Origin of the sequence: Mesorhizobium sp. 131-2-1, from assembly GCF_016756535.1 — a bacterium.
Taxonomy (GTDB): Bacteria; Pseudomonadota; Alphaproteobacteria; order Rhizobiales; family Rhizobiaceae; genus Mesorhizobium.
In genome coordinates this window covers 2137740-2157234 of the sequence record NZ_AP023247.1, presented here as the reverse complement: position 1 = coordinate 2157234, position 19495 = coordinate 2137740, and the positions used below count along the sequence as shown (strand labels likewise).

The window sequence follows — 19495 nt, the reverse complement described above, 5'->3', positions numbered from 1 at the left end:
ACCGGAACGGTCGACAAAAACGGCGGATTGCAGCGGGTGGAAATTGATGCTAGCGGGAACTCCGCATGTTTGACTTTGCCATGATCCGGTTCGACCGACGACGAAAGGGCGCCCGCGCTTGATGAAGCGCTGACTGGCGAACGCTGCCGCTTGCAGCAAACCTTTCCTCGCATACCGGAACGCGAAGACCATGAGCCTTGCCGACGTCCAATACCTGCCGGAAACCCCGGGGCATGATCCCGAAATCGAAGCCATCAACGACGAAGCCTTCGGGCCGGGCCGTTTCGTGCTTGCCGCCTACAAGATCCGCGAGGCGGGAGGGCACGAACGCGCAATGTCCTTCGTCGCCGTCGACGGTGATACCGTCATTGCCTCGGTGCGCATGACACGCGTCGCCGCCGGCGCCGGACGCGCCATGATGCTCGGACCGCTGGCCGTGCGCCCCGCCTTCAAGAATCTCGGCATCGGCCGCCGGCTCGTGGCGATTGCGCTCGACGCCGCCGTCAAGGCCGGAGCACCGGCGGTGATCCTTGTCGGCGACGAGCCCTATTATCGCCCGCTCGGCTTCAAGCGGTTCCCGCGCGGTCAGATTTCCATGCCGCGCCCGGTCGACCTCGACAGGCTGCTTCACCACGAAATCACACCCGGCGCCGTGGCCAAATTCGTGGGCGAGGTCGGCCATGCGGATCAGGCGCGTGTGTCCGAGCAAGTTCCGGCAATGGCCTGATCCAAGGGTCAATCGGCGCATGCCGATTGATCCCGGTCAGTCGGCGCATGCCGATTGATCCAAGGGTCAATCGGCGACGATTGATCCCGCTCGATCGAACTTTCGATTGATCCCGATCAATCGAAGCCTCGATTAATCCTGTCTCCCGTTGCGCCGTCGTGACGTCCTTCGTAGCATGACCGGGAAAAGCGTGGAGGACGCCGCATGAACCCGAATGGCCAGATTTCGATCGTCACCGGCGGCGGCTCCGGCCTCGGCGAAGCGACGGCTCGCGCCCTTGCCGCCAGGGGCGCTCGCGTCGCCGTCCTCGATGTCGGCGTCGAGCGCGCGCAAAAGGTGGCGGCCGATATTGGCGGCATCGCCGTCCAGTGTGACGTCAGCAACGACGCCAGCGGCGTTGTCGCGGTCGCTGAGGTGGCACAGAAGCTTGGCGAGCCGCGCATCCTCGTCAATTGCGCCGGCATCGCCATCGGCGTGAAGACGATCGGCAAAGACGGCCCACATCCGCTCGACCAGTACCGCAAGGTGATCGAGATCAACCTGATCGGCACCTTCAACATGATCCGCCTTGTCGCCGACCGCGCCGCGAAGCTCGATGCGCTGGAAGGCGGCGAGCGCGGCGTCATCGTCAACACGGCGTCGGTCGCCGCCTATGACGGCCAGATCGGCCAGGCCGCCTATTCGGCCTCCAAGGGCGGCGTGGTCGGCATGACGCTGCCGGTCGCCCGCGACCTCGCCCGCTCCGGCATACGCGTCTGCACCATAGCGCCCGGCATCTTCCGGACGCCGATGATGGCCGGCATGCCGCAGGAGGTGCAGGATTCGCTTGGTGCCGCGGTGCCGTTCCCATCCCGCCTCGGCGAGCCGTCCGAATATGCGGCACTTGCGCTCCATATCGTCGAGAACCAGATGCTGAACGGCGAGACCATCCGCCTCGACGGCGCCATCCGCATGGCGCCCAAATAGCCCGATGGACGCCGGCATCCCCGCTGCCGGGAAGACCGGTCCGCTGGCCGGCCTGACGGTGATCGAGATGGCCGGCCTGGGCCCGGTGCCGCTGGCGGGGCTGATGCTGTCGGAAATGGGCGCCGAGGTCCTGCGCGTAGAGCGCGCCGGCTCCGGTCCGGCTTTGCTGAACCTGCCGGCCGAATACGATCTCGACCGTCACGGCCGCTCCATCCTGCGTGTCGATCTGAAGCGCGGCGAAGGCACCGAACTGCTGCTCGGTCTAGCCGAAAAGGCCGACATGCTGATCGAGGGCTATCGCCCTGGCGTCATGGAGCAGCTTGGCCTCGGGCCAAACACGGCGCTGGCGCGCAATCCGGCGCTGATCTACGGCCGCATGACCGGCTTCGGCCAGGACGGGCCGCTTTCGGATCGTGCCGGCCACGACATCACCTACCTTGCCTATTCCGGCCTGCTGCACGCCATCGGCAGGCGGGGAAACCCGCCGGTTCCGCCGCTCAACCTCGTCGCCGACTATGGCGGCGGCGCCATGATGCTGATTGCCGGCGTGCTTGCCGCACTGTTCCAGCGCTCGCGTTCCGGCAAAGGCCAGGTGATCGACGCCGCCATGGTCGAAGGCGCATCCATGCTTGCGACGCCGGTGCACGCCTTCATGGCGGCCGGCCTGTGGAGCGACGCACGCGGCGAGAACCTGCTCGATTCCGGCGCGCCCTTCTACGACACCTACGAGACGGCGGACGCGCGCCATGTCGCGGTCGGCTGCCTCGAACCGCGTTTCTTCGCCGAATTCGCCAGGCTGCTGCCGCTCGACCAGCGCTTCGTGCACGGCCAGTACGACAGGACGACATGGGCGGCGATGCGCGCCGAGATCGCCGGGCGGATGAAACAGAAGACGCGTAGCGACTGGGAGGCGCTTTTCGCCGCGAGCGATGCCTGCGTCGCGCCGGTACTGTCCTTGCTGGAGGCGAGGGATCATCCGCGCAATCGCGCCCGCGGCGCCTTTGTGAAATCAGGCACCCTGGAGCGCCCTGCCCCGGCCCCGCGTTTCTCGCAAACACCCTCGACGGTCGCCGCCGCGCCGGCCGATCATGATCGCCGGCCGCAGACCGTACTGAAACGCTTCGGCATGGCTGAGAGCGAGATTGCCGCCCTTGTCAAATCCGGTGTGATCGGATGATAAGCGGAGCAGAAAAATCAGCTTAAACGGGGAGCGCTTTTGGTCAATCGGAAACAAGACGTCATCCGCGAGACCGACGCCGAGGCGGTCAGGCTGGCCGGGACGCTGATCCGCAGCGCCCGTTTCGGCGCCCTTGCGGTGATCGACCGTGAGACCGGAGCGCCGCTGGCGAGCCGGGTCGGCGTCGCCACCGACAGTGACGGCGCGCCGCTGATCCTGGTCTCGATGCTGTCGGCGCACACCGGCGCGATCCTTGCAGACCCGCGCTGCTCGCTGCTCGTCGGCGAACCCGGCAAGGGCGATCCGCTGGCGCATCCGCGTTTGACGCTGATCTGCAGGGCACGGCGGCTGGAGCGCGGTTCGGCCGAACATACGCGCGCCGAGCGGCGTTATCTCAATCGCAACCCCAAGGCGAAACTTTACGTCGGGCTCGGCGACTTCTCGATTTTCCGTCTCGAACCCGAGCGCGCCAGCCTTAATGGCGGCTTCGGCAAGGCCTATCTGCTCGACCGTGCCGACCTCATCATCGCCGGACCGGTTGTCGAGGAACTGGCCGATGGCGAGCAATCGGCACTCGACCACATGAATGCCGACCATCTCGACGCGATCGCCGTCTATGCGCGCCACTTCGCAAAAGCCGAAGGTGACGGCTGGATTGCCACCGGATTCGACGTCGAGGGCATGGATCTCGCGGCTGGAGATGCGGTGTGCCGGGTCTTCTTTCCTGAGCCACTGCAGGCCGCGCGTGAGTTGCGGCCGGTCCTTGTCGACATGGCAAGGACCGGTCGCGCAGCCGGCTATTCACAAGGACGGTAGTTAATCGACTTGAATCAAAAGCAAGTCTTGAGATTTGGAAGAAATGTTCTACCCTTTGGTGTGGCGCTGATTCAGCAGCGCGCATCCATACGTGAACTCTTGGAATCAGGCGCTATTGCCCCCATAGCGTCTGGATGAGCTGAAAAACATGGGGCATCGATGATCTCGAGCAAGCTAATCGCAAACGCCGAATCGGCAGCCACGTTTCTGACGCTCATGGGCAACGAGAAACGGCTGTTGATCATGAGCTATCTGGTCGACGGTGAAATGTCGGTCGGCGCCATCGCCGAAAGGGTCCAGCTGAGCCAGTCCGCCCTGTCTCAGCATCTGGCGAAGCTGCGGGGACTTGACCTTGTCGAGACCCGCCGCGACCGGCAGATGATCTACTATTCCTGCAAGTCCGAAGCCGCGCGCGAGCTGCTTCGCATGCTGGATGGTATCTTCGGCGACGGCGATCTGTCCCAGATGGCCCATCGCCTGCGGCGCGCCGGGGCTTGACCGGCAGGCCCGATCGCCCCTTACCTCGCTGACTATCCCCAGGGCGCAGCTTGTGGGTCCGTACGGACGCACGAGCTGCGCGCTGGCAATTTGATCATCGGCTGGGCAGCGCATGGACCTTATCCGCATCGACGATCCGGGCGACCCGCGTGTCGCCGCCTATCTCGATATCCGCGAGCGCGATCTCGTTGGCCGTCACGGCCGTTTCGTCGCCGAAGGCAAGGTGGTGCTCGACCTGCTTTTCTCGGCCGGCCGCTTCGGTGCCGAATCGGTGCTGGTCCTCGAAAACCGGCTGGCCGGTCTCGACAGCACCTTGCGCAAGGCCCCGGCCGACCTTCCGGTCTATGTCGCCACCGGCGAGATCATCGACAGGATCGCCGGGTTCCACATGCATCGCGGCATACTGGCGATCGGCAGCAGGGGCCAGGTGCAGTCCGCCGAGGCCTTGCTCGACAGCTTGCCCGCCGGCGCGCTGATCGTCGTTCTGGTCGGCATTGCCAACCATGACAATATGGGCGCGATCTTCCGCAACGCCGCCGCCTTCGGCGCCGATGCGGTCTTTATGGACGCCACCTGCTGCGATCCGCTGTACCGAAAAGCCATTCGCGTGTCGGTCGGCGCGGCGCTGAAAGTCCCCTTCGCATCCTTTGACGACACAGCCACCTTCACCGCCCTGCTCGACCGGCTGGGCTTTGGCCAATTCGCGCTGTCGCCACGCGGCGAGACCGATATTCGCGATGCGCCGAGGACCGCCCGGCTGGCGCTCTATCTCGGTACCGAAGGCGAGGGCCTGCCCGCAGGCCTGCTCTCCCGCCTGCGCACCGTGCGGATCGCCATGGCGCAAGGCTTCGACAGCCTCAACGTCGCCGCCGCCTCGGCCATCGCGCTGCATCATTTCTCGCGCTGATGCGTCTCGCCTGCAGGGGTGAGCCTGATCGAAGGTTGAACTGGTTTCCCGACAAAGCGCGTCGTGCCGGTCTCACTCGGCGCGACGTCCATCCTGAAGGCCTCCATATCGTCGGCCAGCGGCACCGGAGCACCGGTGGCCTTCGATCGCGCGTCGCCAGCTATTTCCGTGGCGCTCCACAGCGACGTCGCGGCATCCAACAGCGCAAAAAGCACCGGATGGAAGTGCCAGGCAGCCAGCAGGCAAATTGCGAGGACGGCGTAGAGGACCATGGCACCAAACGTGGTGATGCCCGGCCATAGGTGCAAGCAGGGTGCCGGCGCGCTCTAGTTTCCGTTCGGCGAATGCGCCTTTTGCAGCGCCCGCACGCGATCGGCAAGGCTGGTGACGCTTTCCCCATTCGCCGGCCGGCCTTCGCGCGGCGGAGCGGCGAGCGCCTTGGCGATCGGCGAATCCGGTCCATCCAGCTTCATCGTCAGGCTGACGACCTCGGCCGCCAGTTCGTTCATCTGGTCGCGCAAGGCAGCGCTTGCGTTGCGTGCATCATTGCCCGCACCGGACTTCGATGCTTCGCGGGCGGCAAGGTCGATCTTGAGGCGCTTGTTCTCGCGTGCCAGCGTCATCAGCCGCGCCTCCAGCCGCTCGCGGTCACCGTCGAGCCTGGCGATCGCCTTGTCGATGTCGTTGCCGCTAGCGTCGACCGTCAACGCGACGGCAACTGGCGCTGCGGCCTCGCCCTTCGCCCGCTCGCGAAGCCGCGCCAGTTCCTTCTCGCGGCGGTCGAGCTTCTCCTCGCGATCGGCAAGCGTTGCGAGCAGCCGCTCGACCTTCTTGTCCAGGTCGCCGGTTCTCTTCGTCTCCGCCTTCAGGGCCTCGCGGGCGGCCTTGCTTTCGGCCGCCGTCTCCTGGCTGCGCCTGTCCGCCTCCTTGCGCTGGGCGCGCAATACGGCGATGTCATTGGCGAGCTTGTCCAGCTCGGATTCGCGCGCCACCAGCTCGATCTGGCGGTTGCTGGAGGCGAAGCTGGCGTCGTCATACATGTGTTCCAGCTTTTCGAGCTCGAGCGCGCGCTTCTCGAGCATGCGTTCCATCTGCGCCAGTTTCTCGGACAGTTGGTGCAACTGCTCCTCGCGCTGGTGTAGCTCCCCGGTCCTCGCCTCGAGGTCGGAAAGCGCCTGGTTCTTGTCCTTTCGCTCGACCGCCAGCCCCTTGAGCGCCTCGCGGCCGCGGCCGATCTCGACCAACTGCTCGGCGACTTTCTCCTGGAGGGCCTTGACCGTCATCTCCAGCCGTCGCGTCGACATCGCGAACTCGGCCCTGACCTGATCCTTGTCTGCCTGGATTTCGGCCAGGGTCAGCGGCATCGAAGCCTCGAGCCGCCGACGCGTCAGCGCCACCGCCCGGCGCCAGATGGCCGGGGCGACCAGCAGTGCCAGGAAGCCGGCGCAAAGAAAGCCGAGGGCGAAAAACAGGATCGACTGAACCAAGGTGACTATCCGCTATGGATGGCGGCGACCGCCAAAGCTCGACTTTGCCACCTTGGCATGACGGAAATCCAGTGCCGCGGCAAGAGCATGCCGCGGCAGGACCTGCAACAGGCCGATGCACTGTTGTCGGATTGGCGCCGCCATGACCTTGTCAGAACGGGTTCCAGGTCGGCCGTTGCGTAAGCTTCAGATAGCCGAGATTGACGCCGAGCCTGGCGCCGACGCCGGTCCGGATCGGGACGAGCAGGACCCTGTTGTTCTGCAGCACGTTGAAGCCGACGCCAGCCACGACATAGGCGGAACCGGCGACACCGCCGAACCGGTTGTAGAGATTGTTTATGTCGTCGAGGTTGTAGACGAGCATCATGACGCGCGATCCCTCGCCGCCGAAGTCCCAGCCGAGCGAAGGGCCCTGCCAGAACACCTTATGGTCGCCTGCATTCTTGGTGTAGAGGGTGCCCTCGCCATAGGTCAGGCCGCCGATCAGCGCGCCGGACCCTTCCTCGCCAAGCAGGTAACCATTCGGCAGGCCGTAGGACGCAAAGATCTTCTCGACGACCGTGGCCAGGCCGCCGGAGGTCGCGCCGAAGAACTTATGGCCGGAATCGACGATCTCCTGAGCGGTATATTCCTGGGCCCGCAGCGCGGAGGTTGAGAAGACGAGAACGCCCATGAGGGCAATCGCCATGGAAATGACGCGGAAGAGATTCCGGTCGTAGTATCGGGAAAACATGCTTCCAATCTCCGTCAGGGAGCACTTTCGCCGACGCCTCGCACCCCCTACGGCTCTTGGCGGCCGCTTAAGGTGACTATCACGGGCAAACTATGCCGTAATCCTTTTTCAACCATTAAGCTCTCACATGAAGATGGCGGTTCGAAGGCCGGGAAGCCCCACCTCCGGGCACGAGACGCCGCGCAGGCCGGGCCTTTCTGCGCGAAAGCACCATTTTCGCCGCTGACAATTTTGGATTTGTTGCTGCACGCACAGGCGCTGTGTATTCAGAGTGCCCAGGGAGAGCGCGTGATTCGTGTGGCGGGGCGCAACGACTGATCGCTCGGCCGTGAATACGTGAACTTTAGCAGGGACTTCGCCTATGGCCGAGCTTTTCACCCTTTCCGCACCCGACCTAGCCGCGCTTCTCTGCAGCCGGGTCTGCCACGACATCATCTCGCCGGTCGGCGCGATCAACAACGGCCTTGAATTGCTCGATGAGGGCGGTGCCGACGAAGACGCCATGAAGCTGATCCGCCAGAGCGCCAAGAACGCTTCGGCCCGGCTGCAATTTGCCCGCATAGCCTTCGGCGCCGCCGGCTCCGCCGGCATGATGATCGACACCGGCGACGCCGAGGCTGTCGCCATCGCCTTCCTGAAGAACGAGAAGCCGGACCTGGTTTGGAACGGTACCCGCGCACTGTTGCCAAAAAACAAGGTCAAGCTGCTGCTCAACCTCATTCTTGTCGCCAACGCCGCCATTCCACGCGGCGGCAGGCTTGTCGTCACGCTCGAGAATCTCGACGCCGAGCCACGTTTTGCGCTGTCGGCCAGCGGCCCGATGCTGCGCGTGCCGCCGAAATTCCTGGAGCTGCATTCCGGTCACAAGCCCGAGGAGCCGATCGACGCCCATTCGGTTCAGCCCTACTACACGCTGCTCCTGGCGCGCGAGGCGAACATGACGATATCGATCCACGCGACGGCCGAGGAAATCGTGCTGTCGGCGGCCTGACTGCCTTTTTCCATCGGCAAGAACAGATCAAGTATTTATTGCAGATAATATTTGCGATGGAACCCGAAATTCGGGCGAAGAAAGTTTTACTGGCCAATCCATGTCGGGTTCGCGACGAAAAAGCGGACAGGGCGCGTCTTTGCAAAAACTTTACCTAACGGCTTTTCCGCTTCTTTACCAGATTGCCCTATGGTGGCCACGGTTACCCGGAGGTTGCCGGTTCGCCGGAATGGCAAAGAGGACCCGGAAATGAAACGCTGCCTGTTCGTCGACGATTCGAGCGTCATCAGGAAAGTCGCAAAACGCATCCTTGGCGGCTCCGATTTCACCGTGGTCGAAGCTGCCAGCGGACTTGATGCCGTCGAGGTGTGCGCTGCCGAAATGCCGGACGTCATCGTCGTCGATGGCGGCCTGCCTGATATGCAGGCGGTCGACTTCATCCGCCGGGTGCGCGCCATGGAAAGCGAGGTCAAGCCGCAGATCCTGATTTCCCTGGTCGAGGTCGATGTCGCATCGATCATGCGGGCGAAGCGAGCCGGCGCCCAGGGCTACCTCTTGAAGCCGTTCAACCGGCCGCAATTGCTGGAACGCTTCCGCGTCCTGAAGATCGCCGCCTGACGGCCGGCCAGGATCAGCCATTCAACAAAAAACCCGGCCTGAGCCGGGTTTTTTGTTTGAAAACGATCGAACGAGCCTGTCAGGCGCTGACGCGGATGTCTTCCGGCTCGCGCAGCACATAGCCGCGACCCCAGACGGTCTCGATGTAGTTCTGGCCGCCGGAGGCCGCGTCGAGCTTCTTGCGCAGCTTGCAGATGAAGACGTCGATGATCTTCAGCTCCGGCTCGTCCATGCCGCCATAGAGGTGGTTGAGGAACATTTCCTTGGTCAGCGTGGTGCCCTTGCGCAGCGAGAGCAGCTCCAGCATCTGGTATTCCTTGCCGGTCAGGTGGACGCGCTGGCCGCCGACTTCGACGGTCTTGGCGTCGAGGTTGACCACCAGGTCGCCGGTGGTGATGACCGACTGGGCGTGGCCCTTGGAACGGCGCACGATGGCGTGGATGCGCGCCACCAGCTCGTCCTTGTGGAATGGCTTGGTCATATAGTCGTCGGCGCCGAAGCCGAGGCCGCGTACCTTGTCCTCGATGCCGGCCATGCCGGACAGGATCAGGATGGGCGTCTTCACCTTGGACAGGCGAAGCGTTCTCAAGACTTCATAGCCCGACATGTCCGGGAGATTGAGGTCGAGAAGGATGATGTCGTAGTCGTAGAGCTTTCCGAGATCGACACCCTCTTCGCCGAGATCGGTCGTATAGACGTTGAAGCTTTCCGATTTCAGCATCAATTCGATGCTTTGTGCGGTTGCACTGTCATCTTCTATCAGCAGAACACGCATTTCATTCCCCTTTTCTGCTGCCGGACCATGTCACGACCCGTCCGGGACCGGAGCAGTGATTGCCTGAACAGAAGGTGCCATCGAATGGTTAACAAAACCTAATTTCGTGCCGAGGACGATACCAGATTTTTTAACCCCTTTCTACACCCTCTTGAATCTAATAACGAATCACAGACCAAAACCGCTAACGCACCACATTAATAAGTCAGCCTAAGTGACTCCAGGGACTCGCTGGTCGGCTTCCCGTCGAAAGCCGGAATTTTTACCCGGCCTTAAGTCCTCGGCCGTATGATTAACAATGCCCGTAAACGAATGGTTACCAACGGCAAAAAACTTTAGGAGTTTGTTTCCTATAGTGGGGGGAAAGCCAGGGGATACGGGCAGCGCTTGGGCCTTTCCGGGCGGATTTGGACGATATGTGCGGGTGTGCGTTTCCGGGAGTACCGAATCATGAAGTCACGTGAAAACCTCGTTCGGCTGAAACAGTTTCAGGTGAATGAGAAGCGGCGGCAGCTGCTGCAGCTCGACATGATGATCGCCGAGTTCGAACGCATGGCCGTCGAGCTGGAGGTGCAGATCGCCGCCGAGGAGAAGAAGGCCGGCATCACCGACATCAACCATTTTGCCTATCCGACCTTCGCCAAAGCGGCACGCCTGCGCCGCGACAACCTTAGGAATTCCCAGAGCGACCTCGCCCAGCAGCGAAGCACAGCCGAATCATTACTCGGCGAAGCTGAAGCGGAGCTTTCCAAGGCGGAGATGCTGGAATCGCGCGACACCAAGATTCGCGACGCCGAGCTCGGCGGGCGCAGCGCCATGATCGGGTAAACCCCTGGCCTGCGGGCCCTTCCCGCGGCGCAAGCCGGCCGGTGCAAGCGGCCGGCAGTTTCAGTCCAGCGTCACAAGCTCAGCCTGGCCGCCCCCTGTTGCCCGGGCACGGGCTTGCTTGATGTCTGGCGCATGCTCTTCCGACCAGGACCGTATCTGATGGAGCAGCCCGGCAAGGTTGCGGCCGAGATCGGTCAGCTCATATTCGACCCGTGGCGGGATCACCGGAAAGATCTCGCGCCGCACCAGCCCGTCGCGCTCGAGCACGCGCAGCGTCTGGGTCAGCATTTTCGGTGTGATGCCTTCGAGCTTGCGCGCCAGCTCGCCATTGCGCATCCGCCCCCGGCGCAGCGCACAGACGGTCAGATACACCCATTTGCTGGCCAGCATTTCGAGCACGGTATGCGAAGGGCAGGTCCGCCGGAACGCGTCGTAGCCAAAGGGGCAGTTGCTTTCACTATCCATGAGGTGCCTATATATAGAAAAGGTACATACTAGACAACAGAATATTACTATCCAAATGATAGCGGCACACCAACATCGAGGAGCCTCTCATGCGTGCCGTTACCCAAAATGCCGTCGGCGGACCCGACGTCCTCACTATCGCCAATCAGCCGGACCCGGCGCCGAAGGCCGGCGAAATCCTCGTCCGTGTCAGCGCAGCCGGCATCAATCCCGTCGACGGCGCCGTGCGCGCCGGTAACTACCCGCTGCTCGGCGAGCCGCCTTTCATCCTCGGCTGGGACATTTCCGGAACCGTCGAGGCGCTTGGTCCCGATGTGAACGGCCTCAAGATCGGCGATCAGGTGTTCGGCATGCCGCGCTTTCCCAAGCAGGCGGCCGCCTATGCCGAGCTCGTCGCCGCGCCGGCCAAGGAGGTCGCACCGAAACCCGAAGGCATCGATCATGCCCATGCCGCCGCATTGCCGCTGGCGGGACTGACGGCCTGGCAAGGTCTTGTCCGCCATGGCGGTGTGAGGGAGGGTCAGCGCGTGCTGGTCCACGCGGCGGCGGGCGGTGTCGGCCATCTGGCGGTGCAGATCGCCAAGGCCCATGGCGCCCATGTCATCGCCACCGCCAGCCCCGACAAGCTCGACTTCGTCCGCTCTATCGGCGCCGACGAGGTCATCGACTACACCGCGGGTGATTTCGCCGAAAAGGTCGACGACGTCGATCTGGTGCTGGACGCGATTGGCGGCGACCATGCCGACCGGTCACTGCAGGTCGTGCGTGACGGCGGCGTGCTTGTGTCGCTGCTCAACGTCCACGACGCCACCAGGGCGAAGGCCACAGCGCGCGGCATCCGCGTCGAGCGCATGTCGGTGGTGCCGGATCGCGACGGGCTGGTGGAACTGGGCAGGCTGGTCGACGCCGGGAAACTCGCCGTGCATGTGGCGCAGACCTTTCCGCTTGCGCAGGCGGGTGCGGCTCATGCCTTCCTTTCCACCAGGCCGATCGGCAAGGTGGTGCTGGCCATCTGACCGGCTATGGCTTCGGCAAAACAGAAAGGGCGCGGCTTACCGCGCCCTTTTGTTCGTTGAAGCCGGACTCAGTGCCGGTATTGCTGGATGCGCGTCGTGCGCAGCCCGGCAAGGCCGTATTCGTCGATCGATGCCTGCCAGGACAGGAATTCCTCGGTGGTGAGCTTGTAGCGCTGGCAAGCCTCTTCGAGGCTTAGCAGTCCGCCGCGCACCGCAGCCACCACTTCCGCCTTGCGCCGGATAACCCAGCGCCGTGTGTTCGTCGGCGGCAGATCGGCAATCGTAAGAGGGCTGCCGTCAGGCCCGATAACATACTTGACTCGCGGTCTAACCAGATCGGTCATCGTACTCTCTACTAAAAACTCAAAGACCCAATCCCCGCCACAGTACCGCCACAGCTTTAAAAATTGCCTAAGCGAACCCTAATAGCTAGGTAAGGATCATGAACGCCGCGTTAGCCTTTTCGCTGGCATTTGAAACATGTGCCGCCGGATATTGATTTTGCTGGCAAAATTCGGCCGGGCCGGGAGACGCTGGCGCCACGCGGGTGCTTGACCTATATTCCGGCCATTGGCATTCAGACGCCACGCAGAACGAAAGAACCATGAACAGCCTCGACCTTCCCGGACGCCCCGAAAACACCCGCGTCGTCGTCGCCATGTCGGGCGGCGTCGATTCCTCAGTCGTTGCCGGCCTCCTGAAGCGCGAAGGCTATGACGTTGTCGGCGTCACGCTGCAGCTCTATGATCATGGCGCGGCGACGCATCGCGCCGGCTCGTGCTGCGCCGGCCAGGATATCGACGATGCCCGCCGCGTTTCCGAGACGCTCGGCATTCCGCACTACGTGCTCGACTATGAGGAGCGCTTCCGCAAGGCGGTCATCGACCCCTTCGCCGAGAGCTATGTCGCTGGTGAAACGCCAATCCCATGCGTCTCCTGCAATCAGACGGTGAAGTTCGCCGACCTTCTGGCAACCGCGCAGGACCTTGGCGCCGACGCGCTCGCCACCGGCCACTACATCCGCTCCCATGCCAATGGCGCCCATCGCGCGCTCTACCGCCCGGTCGATGCCGACCGCGACCAGAGCTATTTCCTGTTCGCCACCACCCAGGCGCAGATCGACTATCTGCGCTTTCCGCTCGGTGGCCTGTCCAAGCCGCAGGTTCGCGCGATCGCCGAGGAGATGGGGCTGACGGTCGCCGCCAAGCAGGACAGCCAGGACATCTGCTTCGTGCCGCAGGGCAAGTATTCCGACATCATCGCCAAGCTGAAGCCGGCCGCCGCCAATCCCGGCGACATCGTCCATATAGACGGGCGCGTGCTCGGCCGCCACGAAGGCATCCTGCGCTATACGATCGGCCAGCGCCGCGGCATCGGCATCGCCTCGGGCGAGCCGCTCTATGTCGTTCATCTCGACGCCGACCGGGCCCGCGTCATCGTCGGCCCGCGCGAGGCGCTGGAGACGCACAAGATCTATCTGCGCAACATGAACTGGCTGGGCGACGGGCCGCTGTCCGACGTGCCCGCCGGCGGGCTGGAACTGTTCGCCAAGGTTCGGTCGACGCGTCCGCCACGCCCGGCGGTGCTGCATCACCGCGACGGTGTCACCTCGGTGGAGCTGGTCGACGGCGAGTCGGGCATCGCGCCCGGCCAGGCCTGCGTGCTCTATTCCGACGACGGCAACGAGGCGCGCGTGTTCGGCGGCGGCTTCATCGGACGTTCCGAGCGCGGCGCCGAGGCCGAGGCCATGCTGACACGGCTTGCCGCCCGCCCGGCGCAGATCCCCGCCGAATAGCGCGCATCGCCGCGATCCTCTGGACGGTTTTAAGCCAGGCTCAGGATGAAGATCCGGTGTGGGTGACTGTGCCCGCCGTCAGGATGCGCAGCACCCTGATCGCTTCCTCGCCGCTGGTGCGCGGCTCGGCCCGCGTCTCGATGCACTGCATGAAATGCGCGAGTTCGCGCGTCAGCGGCATGCCTTCGCCGACCGCCACATAGGACGGCTCGTTGGTGGTGAAGGCCCACTGGCCGCTGTCCTGCCACACCGCGTGGCGATAGACGGCCAGCTTGCGCTCCCAAGGCTCGACATCGTCGAACACCGCCATCGCCTTGGTGCCGACAACCGTCAGCCGCCGCTCGCGATAGGGATTGAGCCGCGAGGCGAACAGATGGCTGCGCAGTCCGTTGGGAAAGCGCATGTGCAGATGCGCAAAGTCGCTGAGATTGTCGAGCAGCGCCGCGCCCTCGCCTCTGACCTCGATCGGCTCCGTGCCGGTGATCGCCAGGATCATCGACAGGTCGTGCGGCGCAAGGTCCCACAGCGCGTCGTTCTCGGTATGGAACTTGCCGAGCCCGAGGCGGTGCGAATGGATGTAGCGCACCTCGCCGAGCTCGCCATTGTCGATCAGGCCCTTGAGCGTCTCGAAGGCGGGGTGGAAGCGCAGCACATGGCCGACCATGAAGACGCGGCCGTTGTCCTTGGCCGCCTGAACCGAACGCTCGGCGTCGGCCACCGTCAGCGCGATCGGCTTCTCCACCAGCACGTCCTTGCCGCCCTCGATGGCGCGCACGGCCATGTCGGCGTGGAGCTGCGGCGGCAGCGCCATGATGATGGCGTCGACGTCGTCGCGGGTGAACAACTGCTCCGGCTCGATCGCCAGGCAGTCCTGCTCGCTGGCAAAGCCCTCCGCGCGGGCGCGGTTGAGATCCGAAACCGCGTGCAAGGCGCCCAGCGCCTTGAGGGTGCGGATGTGGTTGCTGCCCCAGTATCCGCATCCGAGGACTGCAATGCGCGGCTTCATTCGTTCAAACTCTTGAATTTCGTGGCCGAGACATAGCGACGTGCCCGGTCGAACTCAACCCCGCTGCCCCAGATCAGATGCCTGCCCGGCAAAGCTTTTGCGGTTGCGCGAATATGCCGGGCGATCGTATCGAAGCTTGACAGGCTTGCCCTGCCAACCTTATATCCGCGCCGACCTTGGTGAACGTCCTGAATGCCTTGCGATTTGAGGCAGATTTCGGGCCTGTCGCCGCCCTGGCGGGGTAGCTCAGTTGGTTAGAGCACGGGAATCATAATCCTGGGGTCGGGGGTTCAAGTCCCTCTCCCGCTACCATTTGGTCAACAAGATCAACCAGTTACGTTGACATCCGCTACCGTCAGCCACACTGATTACTCTCACTCACATCGACAACACGTATCCGCCAGTCGCCCCGTGCAGACAAACGAGGCTCGACAACAGTGCCCTACTCGGCAGCCATCGCTAGTCGCTGTTCCGGTTCCTCCGTCGAAACCTCCTGGATCTCATCCGCGGTCGGCTTGATTCGGAACCACGCGGTGTAGAGCGCGGGAAGGAAGAGCAGGATCAACGCCGTGCCGGCCGCCGTTCCCCCGATCAGCGTATAGGCCATCGATCCCCAGAAGACGGAGTGCGTGAGGGGGATGAAGGCGAGCACAGCGGCAAGTGCGGTCAAAATGACGGGCCGTGTGCGTTGCACCGTGGCCTCGATGACAGCGTGATAGTCATCAATGCCGGCAGCACGGTTCTCCTTGATCTGTTCGGTCAGGATCAGCGTGTTGCGCATCAGGATGCCAGCCAGTCCTATCATGCCCAGAATGGCGTTGAACCCGAAGGGTTGGTGAAAGGTGAGCAGCATCGGTACGACGCCGACAAGGCCAAGCGGTGCCGTCAGCATGACCATGAACATCGTCGAGAAGGATCGCACTTGCAGCATGATGACGATCAACATGGCGGCTATCATAGCTGGGAAGACCTTGCCCAGCGCGGTGTTGGCCTTTTCAGCCTCTTCGATTGAGCCGCCCATTTCGATGCGATAGCCGACCGGAAGGGACGCAATCAGCGGCTGAAGGGCCTTCATGATTTGCTTGGAGACCTCCGGAGGCTGGGTCGCCTCATTGATGTCCGCGCGGATCGTGACAACGGGCGTGCGGTCGCGGCGCTTCAGGATTGGCTCTTCCTGACGGATTTCCGAATGCCCGATCTGGTCGAGCGGAATCGAGCGGCCGTCTCGGCTCACGAGTGAGAAGTCCGCCAGACGCGCCGGATCCAGCCGCTCGCCACCGGCGCTGCGTGCCACGACGGGGACATTGCGGATGTCCTCGCGAACCTGCGTAACGGGGATGCCGGTGAGAAGGAATTGCAGTTGCTGTGCCACCTCCGCCGGCGAGAGGCCGATGAGGTTCAGCCGATCCTGATCCGGGACGAAGCGAAGCACGGGCGTGCGATTGCCCCAGTCGCGGTTGGCCTGCTGCACATCCGGAACGCTCCGCATGATGTCGAGGGCCTTTTCGGAAATGCTGTAGAGTTGCGTGGAATCGGGTCCCATGACCCGGAACTCGACCGGGAACGGCGTGTAGGGGCCGAACACGAGCTGCGTAACGCGGACATACGCCTCGGGCGCCAGACCCTGCGCCACCGCCTCCCGGAGCCGGTTCTTCAACGCCTCACGCGCCTCGGCGTCCGGGGTCAGCACAACGATCTTGGCGAAGGCGGGATCAGGAAGCTCCGGGGCCATCGCGAAGAAGAAGCGCGGAGCGCCCTGACCGACATAGCTCGTGACGATCTTGGCATCGGGCTGGCTGTCCAGCCAATTTTCGAGCTTCTCGACGGCTGCGGTCGTTGTCTCGATGCTACCACCTTCCGGCAGGCGAACCTCCACCAGCACTTCGGGGCGATCGGACGTCGGGAAGAACTGCTGTTTCACGGCGCCCATCCCGACGACCGAAAGCGCGAAGGCGATGCCAACGATACCGCAGGTTACGAACTTATGGCGCACGGCAAACGTGATGGCCCGCCGCAAACGTCGATAATTACGCGTGTCGTAAATAGCGTGGTGACCGCCTTCGACCGGTTTGATCGCGGGCAGCATCTTGACGCCGAGATAGGGCGTAAAGACCACTGCTACGATCCATGAGACGATGAGGGCGAACCCCACGACCCAGAAGATGTTGCCGGCGTATTCGCCGGCCGTCGAGCGCGCAAAACCCACCGGCACGAATCCGGCAATCGTCACCAGGGTTCCCGATAGCATCGGCGCCGCAGTGTGGCTCCATGCATAGGCCGCCGCCTTGATGCGGTCCATGCCCTCTTCCATCTTCACCACCATCACCTCGATGGCGATGATGGCGTCGTCCACGAGAAGACCAAGCGCCAGGATGAGGGCGCCGAGCGTGATGCGATCGAAGAACCGGCCTGTTTCCAGCATGATGAGGAACACGACGGCGAGCGTCAGAGGGACGGCAGCCGCTACGACGATCCCGACGCGCCAGCCCATGCTGAGCAGGCTGATCAGCAGCACGACGCCGAGCGCCATCGCGAACTTCAACATGAATTCGTCGACCGCCGAGGTGATGTTCACGGCCTGGTCGCTTACCTTGTCGAGCGTCATGCCGAGCGGCAGTGTCTGTGTGATCGCGGCAGTCCTCTCCTCTAGGGCCTTGCCGAGCGCACGACCATCCCAGCCCTCCTGCATAACTGCCGCGAGCATGATGGTGGGCTCGCCCTGGCGCCGGATGAGGTATGTGGGAGGGTCCTCATAGCCGCGGCTGACCTCTGCGATGTCGGAGAGCTTCAGCGTCCGCCCCCCAGCGACAATCGGCGTGTCGGCGATCGCCTGAACGCTGTCATAGGCGCCGTCGACCCGAATGAAGAGGCGCGGCCCCAGGGTGTCGATCGAGCCTGCGGGCGTGACGGTATTCTGCCGCTGCAAGGCAGCGACGATGTCCTGTGCCGACACGCCGAGGGTTGCCAGCTTGGCGTAGGAAAACTCCACGAATATCTGTTCAGGACGTTCACCAAGGATGTTGATCTTCTTGACGCCGGGCACGTGCAAGAGATCCTGGCGGATCACCTCCGCCTGCCTCGCCAGTTCCCGCATCGGCATGCCTTTGGCCTTCAGCGCATAAAGGGCGAAGCTCACATCCGAATATTCATCGTTCACGAAGGGGCCGAAGACGCCGGGCGGCAGGTTGCGGGCTTCATCCCCGAGCTTCTTGCGAGCCTGGTAGAACTCCTCCTGCACGGCTGATGACGGTGTGCTGTCCTTGAGCGTGATCGTCATATACGCATAACCTGGCCGTGTGGTCGTCTCCACCCGGTCGTACCAAGTCAGCTCCTGAAGGCGCTTCTCCAACAGTTCGGCGACCAGGTCCTGCATCTCGCGCGCCGTCGCGCCCGGCCACGCCGTCGTGACCGTCATGGTCTTGATGGTGAAGCTAGGGTCCTCCGCCCGGCCGAGCATCAGGAAGGCGTAGGCGCCGGCAGCCACCAGCAGAAGGATGAAGAACAAGGTGACGGCGCGTTCGCGAACAGCGATCGCGGAAAGATTGAAGCTCATCAGTTGCTCCCACTTTCGGACTCAGTCCGGACGCGAGCGCCTTCCTGCAGGAGGTGGGCGCCGAGCGACACAATAGGAACGTTGGAGTTCAATCCGGAGATCACGGCGGTTTCGCTGGTAACACGAACAAGCTGGACGGGCTGAAAGTGTACGGTTGAGGTGGCGCTGTCCAACACCCAAACGCCGGTCTTCCGGCCGTCATCAAGCACGGCTCCCAGTGGCACCTGAACCTCCGGCTGTTTCACCTGGCTTGCGAGCCGAATGGTTACCGTCGCGCCAAGCGGTGCCGTGGCAGCCTCGCCGTCTAGCACATAGCGCGCCTCATACGTGCGGGTCTGGGCATCGGCGGAGTCCGACAGCTGCCGCAGATGCGCTGAATAGCGGCGCTCATCGCCACCATACACGCTGGCCTCGGCTACAGAGCCTATCGCCGGCCGGATCGTTTCGGGAAGTGCGACAACCGCTTCGCGTGGGCCGGCCTTGGCGGTCCGGATCACTGGCTGGCCGGCAGCGATGACCTGCCCCGGCTCGCCTAGCGTTTCAACCACCGTTCCATCCGCGTCCGCCAACAGAACTGCATAGGCCGCCTCGTTCTCGGCGACCCGTGCGTCGGCTTCGGCGGCGGCAAGTTGCGCTTGGGCAGTATCCAACGCAGCTTTCGCTTGCTCGTAGCGCTGCCTTGGAACCCACCCACTGGCGAGCAAACTGGCGTACCGCCGTTCATCCGGCTGTGTCTGAACGACTGTTGCACGCACAGCAGCAACGGCATTGCGTTTCGCCGAAAGCGCGAGGCGCAGATCGGTATCGTCAATTCGCATCAGCGGCTGACCGGCTTTGACCTCCTGACCGACGTCTACCAACCGTTCCACGATCTTGCCGGGAACCCGAAAGCCGAGATTGCTCTGCACCCTCGCCGCGATGACGCCGGTGAAGCCGCGCTCTGATCCGGTCACTGGCGCTGCCGACACAAGTCTGACGAAAGGCGCTTCCTGCCTTGGGTCGGTCACCAAGGGGGCTTCCTGCGCGGGAGTGGCAAACGTGGCGAATGCCGCCGCCCATGACATCGCCGTCAGGGTCGATCCCAATACGATAACGGTTCTCTTTTTCACGCTCGTCGCCTCGCCTCAAATTAGATTG

Annotated in this window: 20 protein-coding genes and 1 tRNA gene; 12 read left to right on the top strand and 9 right to left on the bottom strand. The window is 63.4% G+C overall.

Translation table 11 applies throughout. The features are described 5' to 3' along the window. Window positions 1–190 precede the first annotated feature (190 nt). The 6 genes from JG743_RS10495 to JG743_RS10470 all read left to right on the top strand — a co-directional run bounded on the left by JG743_RS10495 (window position 191) and on the right by JG743_RS10470 (window position 5091). Entirely contained in the window at window positions 191–727 is a 537-nt protein-coding gene (locus JG743_RS10495; protein ID WP_202300125.1) for a GNAT family N-acetyltransferase, read from the top strand. Window positions 728–931: 204 nt separating this feature from the next. Beyond that, the gene (locus tag JG743_RS10490) at window positions 932–1693 is read left to right on the top strand and encodes a 3-hydroxyacyl-CoA dehydrogenase (protein ID WP_202300124.1); all 762 of its coding nucleotides are present in this window, start codon (window positions 932–934) and stop codon (window positions 1691–1693) included. Window positions 1694–1697: 4 nt separating this feature from the next. Beyond that, window positions 1698–2870, top strand: a complete 1173-nt coding sequence (locus JG743_RS10485; RefSeq protein ID WP_202300123.1) for a CaiB/BaiF CoA transferase family protein — start codon at window positions 1698–1700, stop codon at window positions 2868–2870. Between the two features lie 39 nt (window positions 2871–2909). Continuing rightward, window positions 2910–3686: a HugZ family pyridoxamine 5'-phosphate oxidase gene (locus JG743_RS10480; protein ID WP_202300122.1), complete on the top strand. Its 777-nt coding sequence runs from the start codon at window positions 2910–2912 to the stop codon at window positions 3684–3686. A gap of 159 nt (window positions 3687–3845) precedes the next feature. Beyond that, window positions 3846–4184, top strand: coding sequence for an ArsR/SmtB family transcription factor (locus JG743_RS10475; protein WP_202300121.1), 339 nt, complete (start codon window positions 3846–3848; stop codon window positions 4182–4184). 112 nt (window positions 4185–4296) lie between these two features. Then, the gene (locus tag JG743_RS10470; RefSeq protein ID WP_202300120.1) at window positions 4297–5091 is read left to right on the top strand and encodes a TrmH family RNA methyltransferase; all 795 of its coding nucleotides are present in this window, start codon (window positions 4297–4299) and stop codon (window positions 5089–5091) included. Here the strand turns inward: JG743_RS10470 and JG743_RS10465 are convergent. From JG743_RS10465 to JG743_RS10455, 3 genes are all read right to left on the bottom strand, one after another. Beyond that, on the bottom strand, window positions 5076–5363 hold the full coding sequence (locus JG743_RS10465) for a hypothetical protein (protein WP_202300119.1): 288 nt from the start codon (window positions 5361–5363) through the stop codon (window positions 5076–5078). The genes JG743_RS10470 and JG743_RS10465 overlap by 16 nt on opposite strands. Before the next feature lie 54 nt (window positions 5364–5417). Continuing rightward, window positions 5418–6578 (bottom strand): hypothetical protein, encoded by a 1161-nt coding sequence (locus JG743_RS10460; protein ID WP_202300118.1) that lies wholly within the window; start codon window positions 6576–6578, stop codon window positions 5418–5420. Between the two features lie 151 nt (window positions 6579–6729). Then, entirely contained in the window at window positions 6730–7311 is a 582-nt protein-coding gene (locus tag JG743_RS10455) for a DUF1134 domain-containing protein (protein ID WP_202300117.1), read from the bottom strand. Between the two features lie 361 nt (window positions 7312–7672). Here JG743_RS10455 and chpT point away from each other — a divergent pair, with 361 nt between their 5' ends. Together chpT and JG743_RS10445 are read left to right on the top strand one after the other, a co-directional pair. Continuing rightward, entirely contained in the window at window positions 7673–8302 is a 630-nt protein-coding gene (chpT, locus tag JG743_RS10450; RefSeq protein ID WP_202300116.1) for a histidine phosphotransferase ChpT, read from the top strand. 249 nt (window positions 8303–8551) lie between these two features. Next, window positions 8552–8920 carry a response regulator transcription factor gene (locus JG743_RS10445; RefSeq protein WP_202300115.1) on the top strand — a complete coding sequence of 123 codons (369 nt, stop codon included), beginning with the start codon at window positions 8552–8554 and terminating at the stop codon, window positions 8918–8920. 79 nt (window positions 8921–8999) lie between these two features. Here JG743_RS10445 and ctrA read toward each other — a convergent pair whose 3' ends face one another. Further along, complete coding sequence (gene ctrA / locus JG743_RS10440) at window positions 9000–9695, bottom strand: response regulator transcription factor CtrA (protein WP_006203583.1); 696 nt, start codon at window positions 9693–9695, stop codon at window positions 9000–9002. Window positions 9696–10145: 450 nt separating this feature from the next. Here ctrA and JG743_RS10435 point away from each other — a divergent pair, with 450 nt between their 5' ends. After that, the gene (locus JG743_RS10435; protein ID WP_126058593.1) at window positions 10146–10523 is read left to right on the top strand and encodes a flagellar export protein FliJ; all 378 of its coding nucleotides are present in this window, start codon (window positions 10146–10148) and stop codon (window positions 10521–10523) included. Between the two features lie 60 nt (window positions 10524–10583). Here JG743_RS10435 and JG743_RS10430 read toward each other — a convergent pair whose 3' ends face one another. After that, window positions 10584–10988 carry a winged helix-turn-helix transcriptional regulator gene (locus JG743_RS10430; protein WP_202300114.1) on the bottom strand — a complete coding sequence of 135 codons (405 nt, stop codon included), beginning with the start codon at window positions 10986–10988 and terminating at the stop codon, window positions 10584–10586. Window positions 10989–11077: 89 nt separating this feature from the next. On the opposite strand from JG743_RS10430, the gene JG743_RS10425 reads away from it, so the two are divergent. Next, window positions 11078–12004 (top strand): NADP-dependent oxidoreductase, encoded by a 927-nt coding sequence (locus JG743_RS10425; protein WP_202300113.1) that lies wholly within the window; start codon window positions 11078–11080, stop codon window positions 12002–12004. Window positions 12005–12072: 68 nt separating this feature from the next. On the opposite strand, the gene sciP is transcribed toward JG743_RS10425, so the two are convergent. Then, entirely contained in the window at window positions 12073–12348 is a 276-nt protein-coding gene (sciP, locus tag JG743_RS10420; RefSeq protein ID WP_006203587.1) for a CtrA inhibitor SciP, read from the bottom strand. Between the two features lie 260 nt (window positions 12349–12608). Between sciP and mnmA the strand changes: the two genes are divergently transcribed. Next, window positions 12609–13799, top strand: a complete 1191-nt coding sequence (mnmA, locus tag JG743_RS10415) for a tRNA 2-thiouridine(34) synthase MnmA (protein ID WP_202300112.1) — start codon at window positions 12609–12611, stop codon at window positions 13797–13799. Between the two features lie 40 nt (window positions 13800–13839). Here mnmA and JG743_RS10410 read toward each other — a convergent pair whose 3' ends face one another. Beyond that, entirely contained in the window at window positions 13840–14805 is a 966-nt protein-coding gene (locus JG743_RS10410; protein ID WP_202300111.1) for a Gfo/Idh/MocA family protein, read from the bottom strand. Window positions 14806–15040: 235 nt separating this feature from the next. On the opposite strand from JG743_RS10410, the gene JG743_RS10405 reads away from it, so the two are divergent. Beyond that, window positions 15041–15117, top strand: a tRNA-Met gene (locus JG743_RS10405). A gap of 130 nt (window positions 15118–15247) precedes the next feature. On the opposite strand, the gene JG743_RS10400 is transcribed toward JG743_RS10405, so the two are convergent. Both JG743_RS10400 and JG743_RS10395 read right to left on the bottom strand, forming a co-directional pair. Continuing rightward, window positions 15248–18358, bottom strand: a complete 3111-nt coding sequence (locus tag JG743_RS10400) for an efflux RND transporter permease subunit (RefSeq protein WP_202300110.1) — start codon at window positions 18356–18358, stop codon at window positions 15248–15250. Continuing rightward, window positions 18358–19422 (bottom strand): efflux RND transporter periplasmic adaptor subunit, encoded by a 1065-nt coding sequence (locus JG743_RS10395; protein WP_446720906.1) that lies wholly within the window; start codon window positions 19420–19422, stop codon window positions 18358–18360. The genes JG743_RS10400 and JG743_RS10395 overlap by 1 nt, the downstream gene beginning before the upstream one ends. Window positions 19423–19495: the final 73 nt, after the last annotated feature.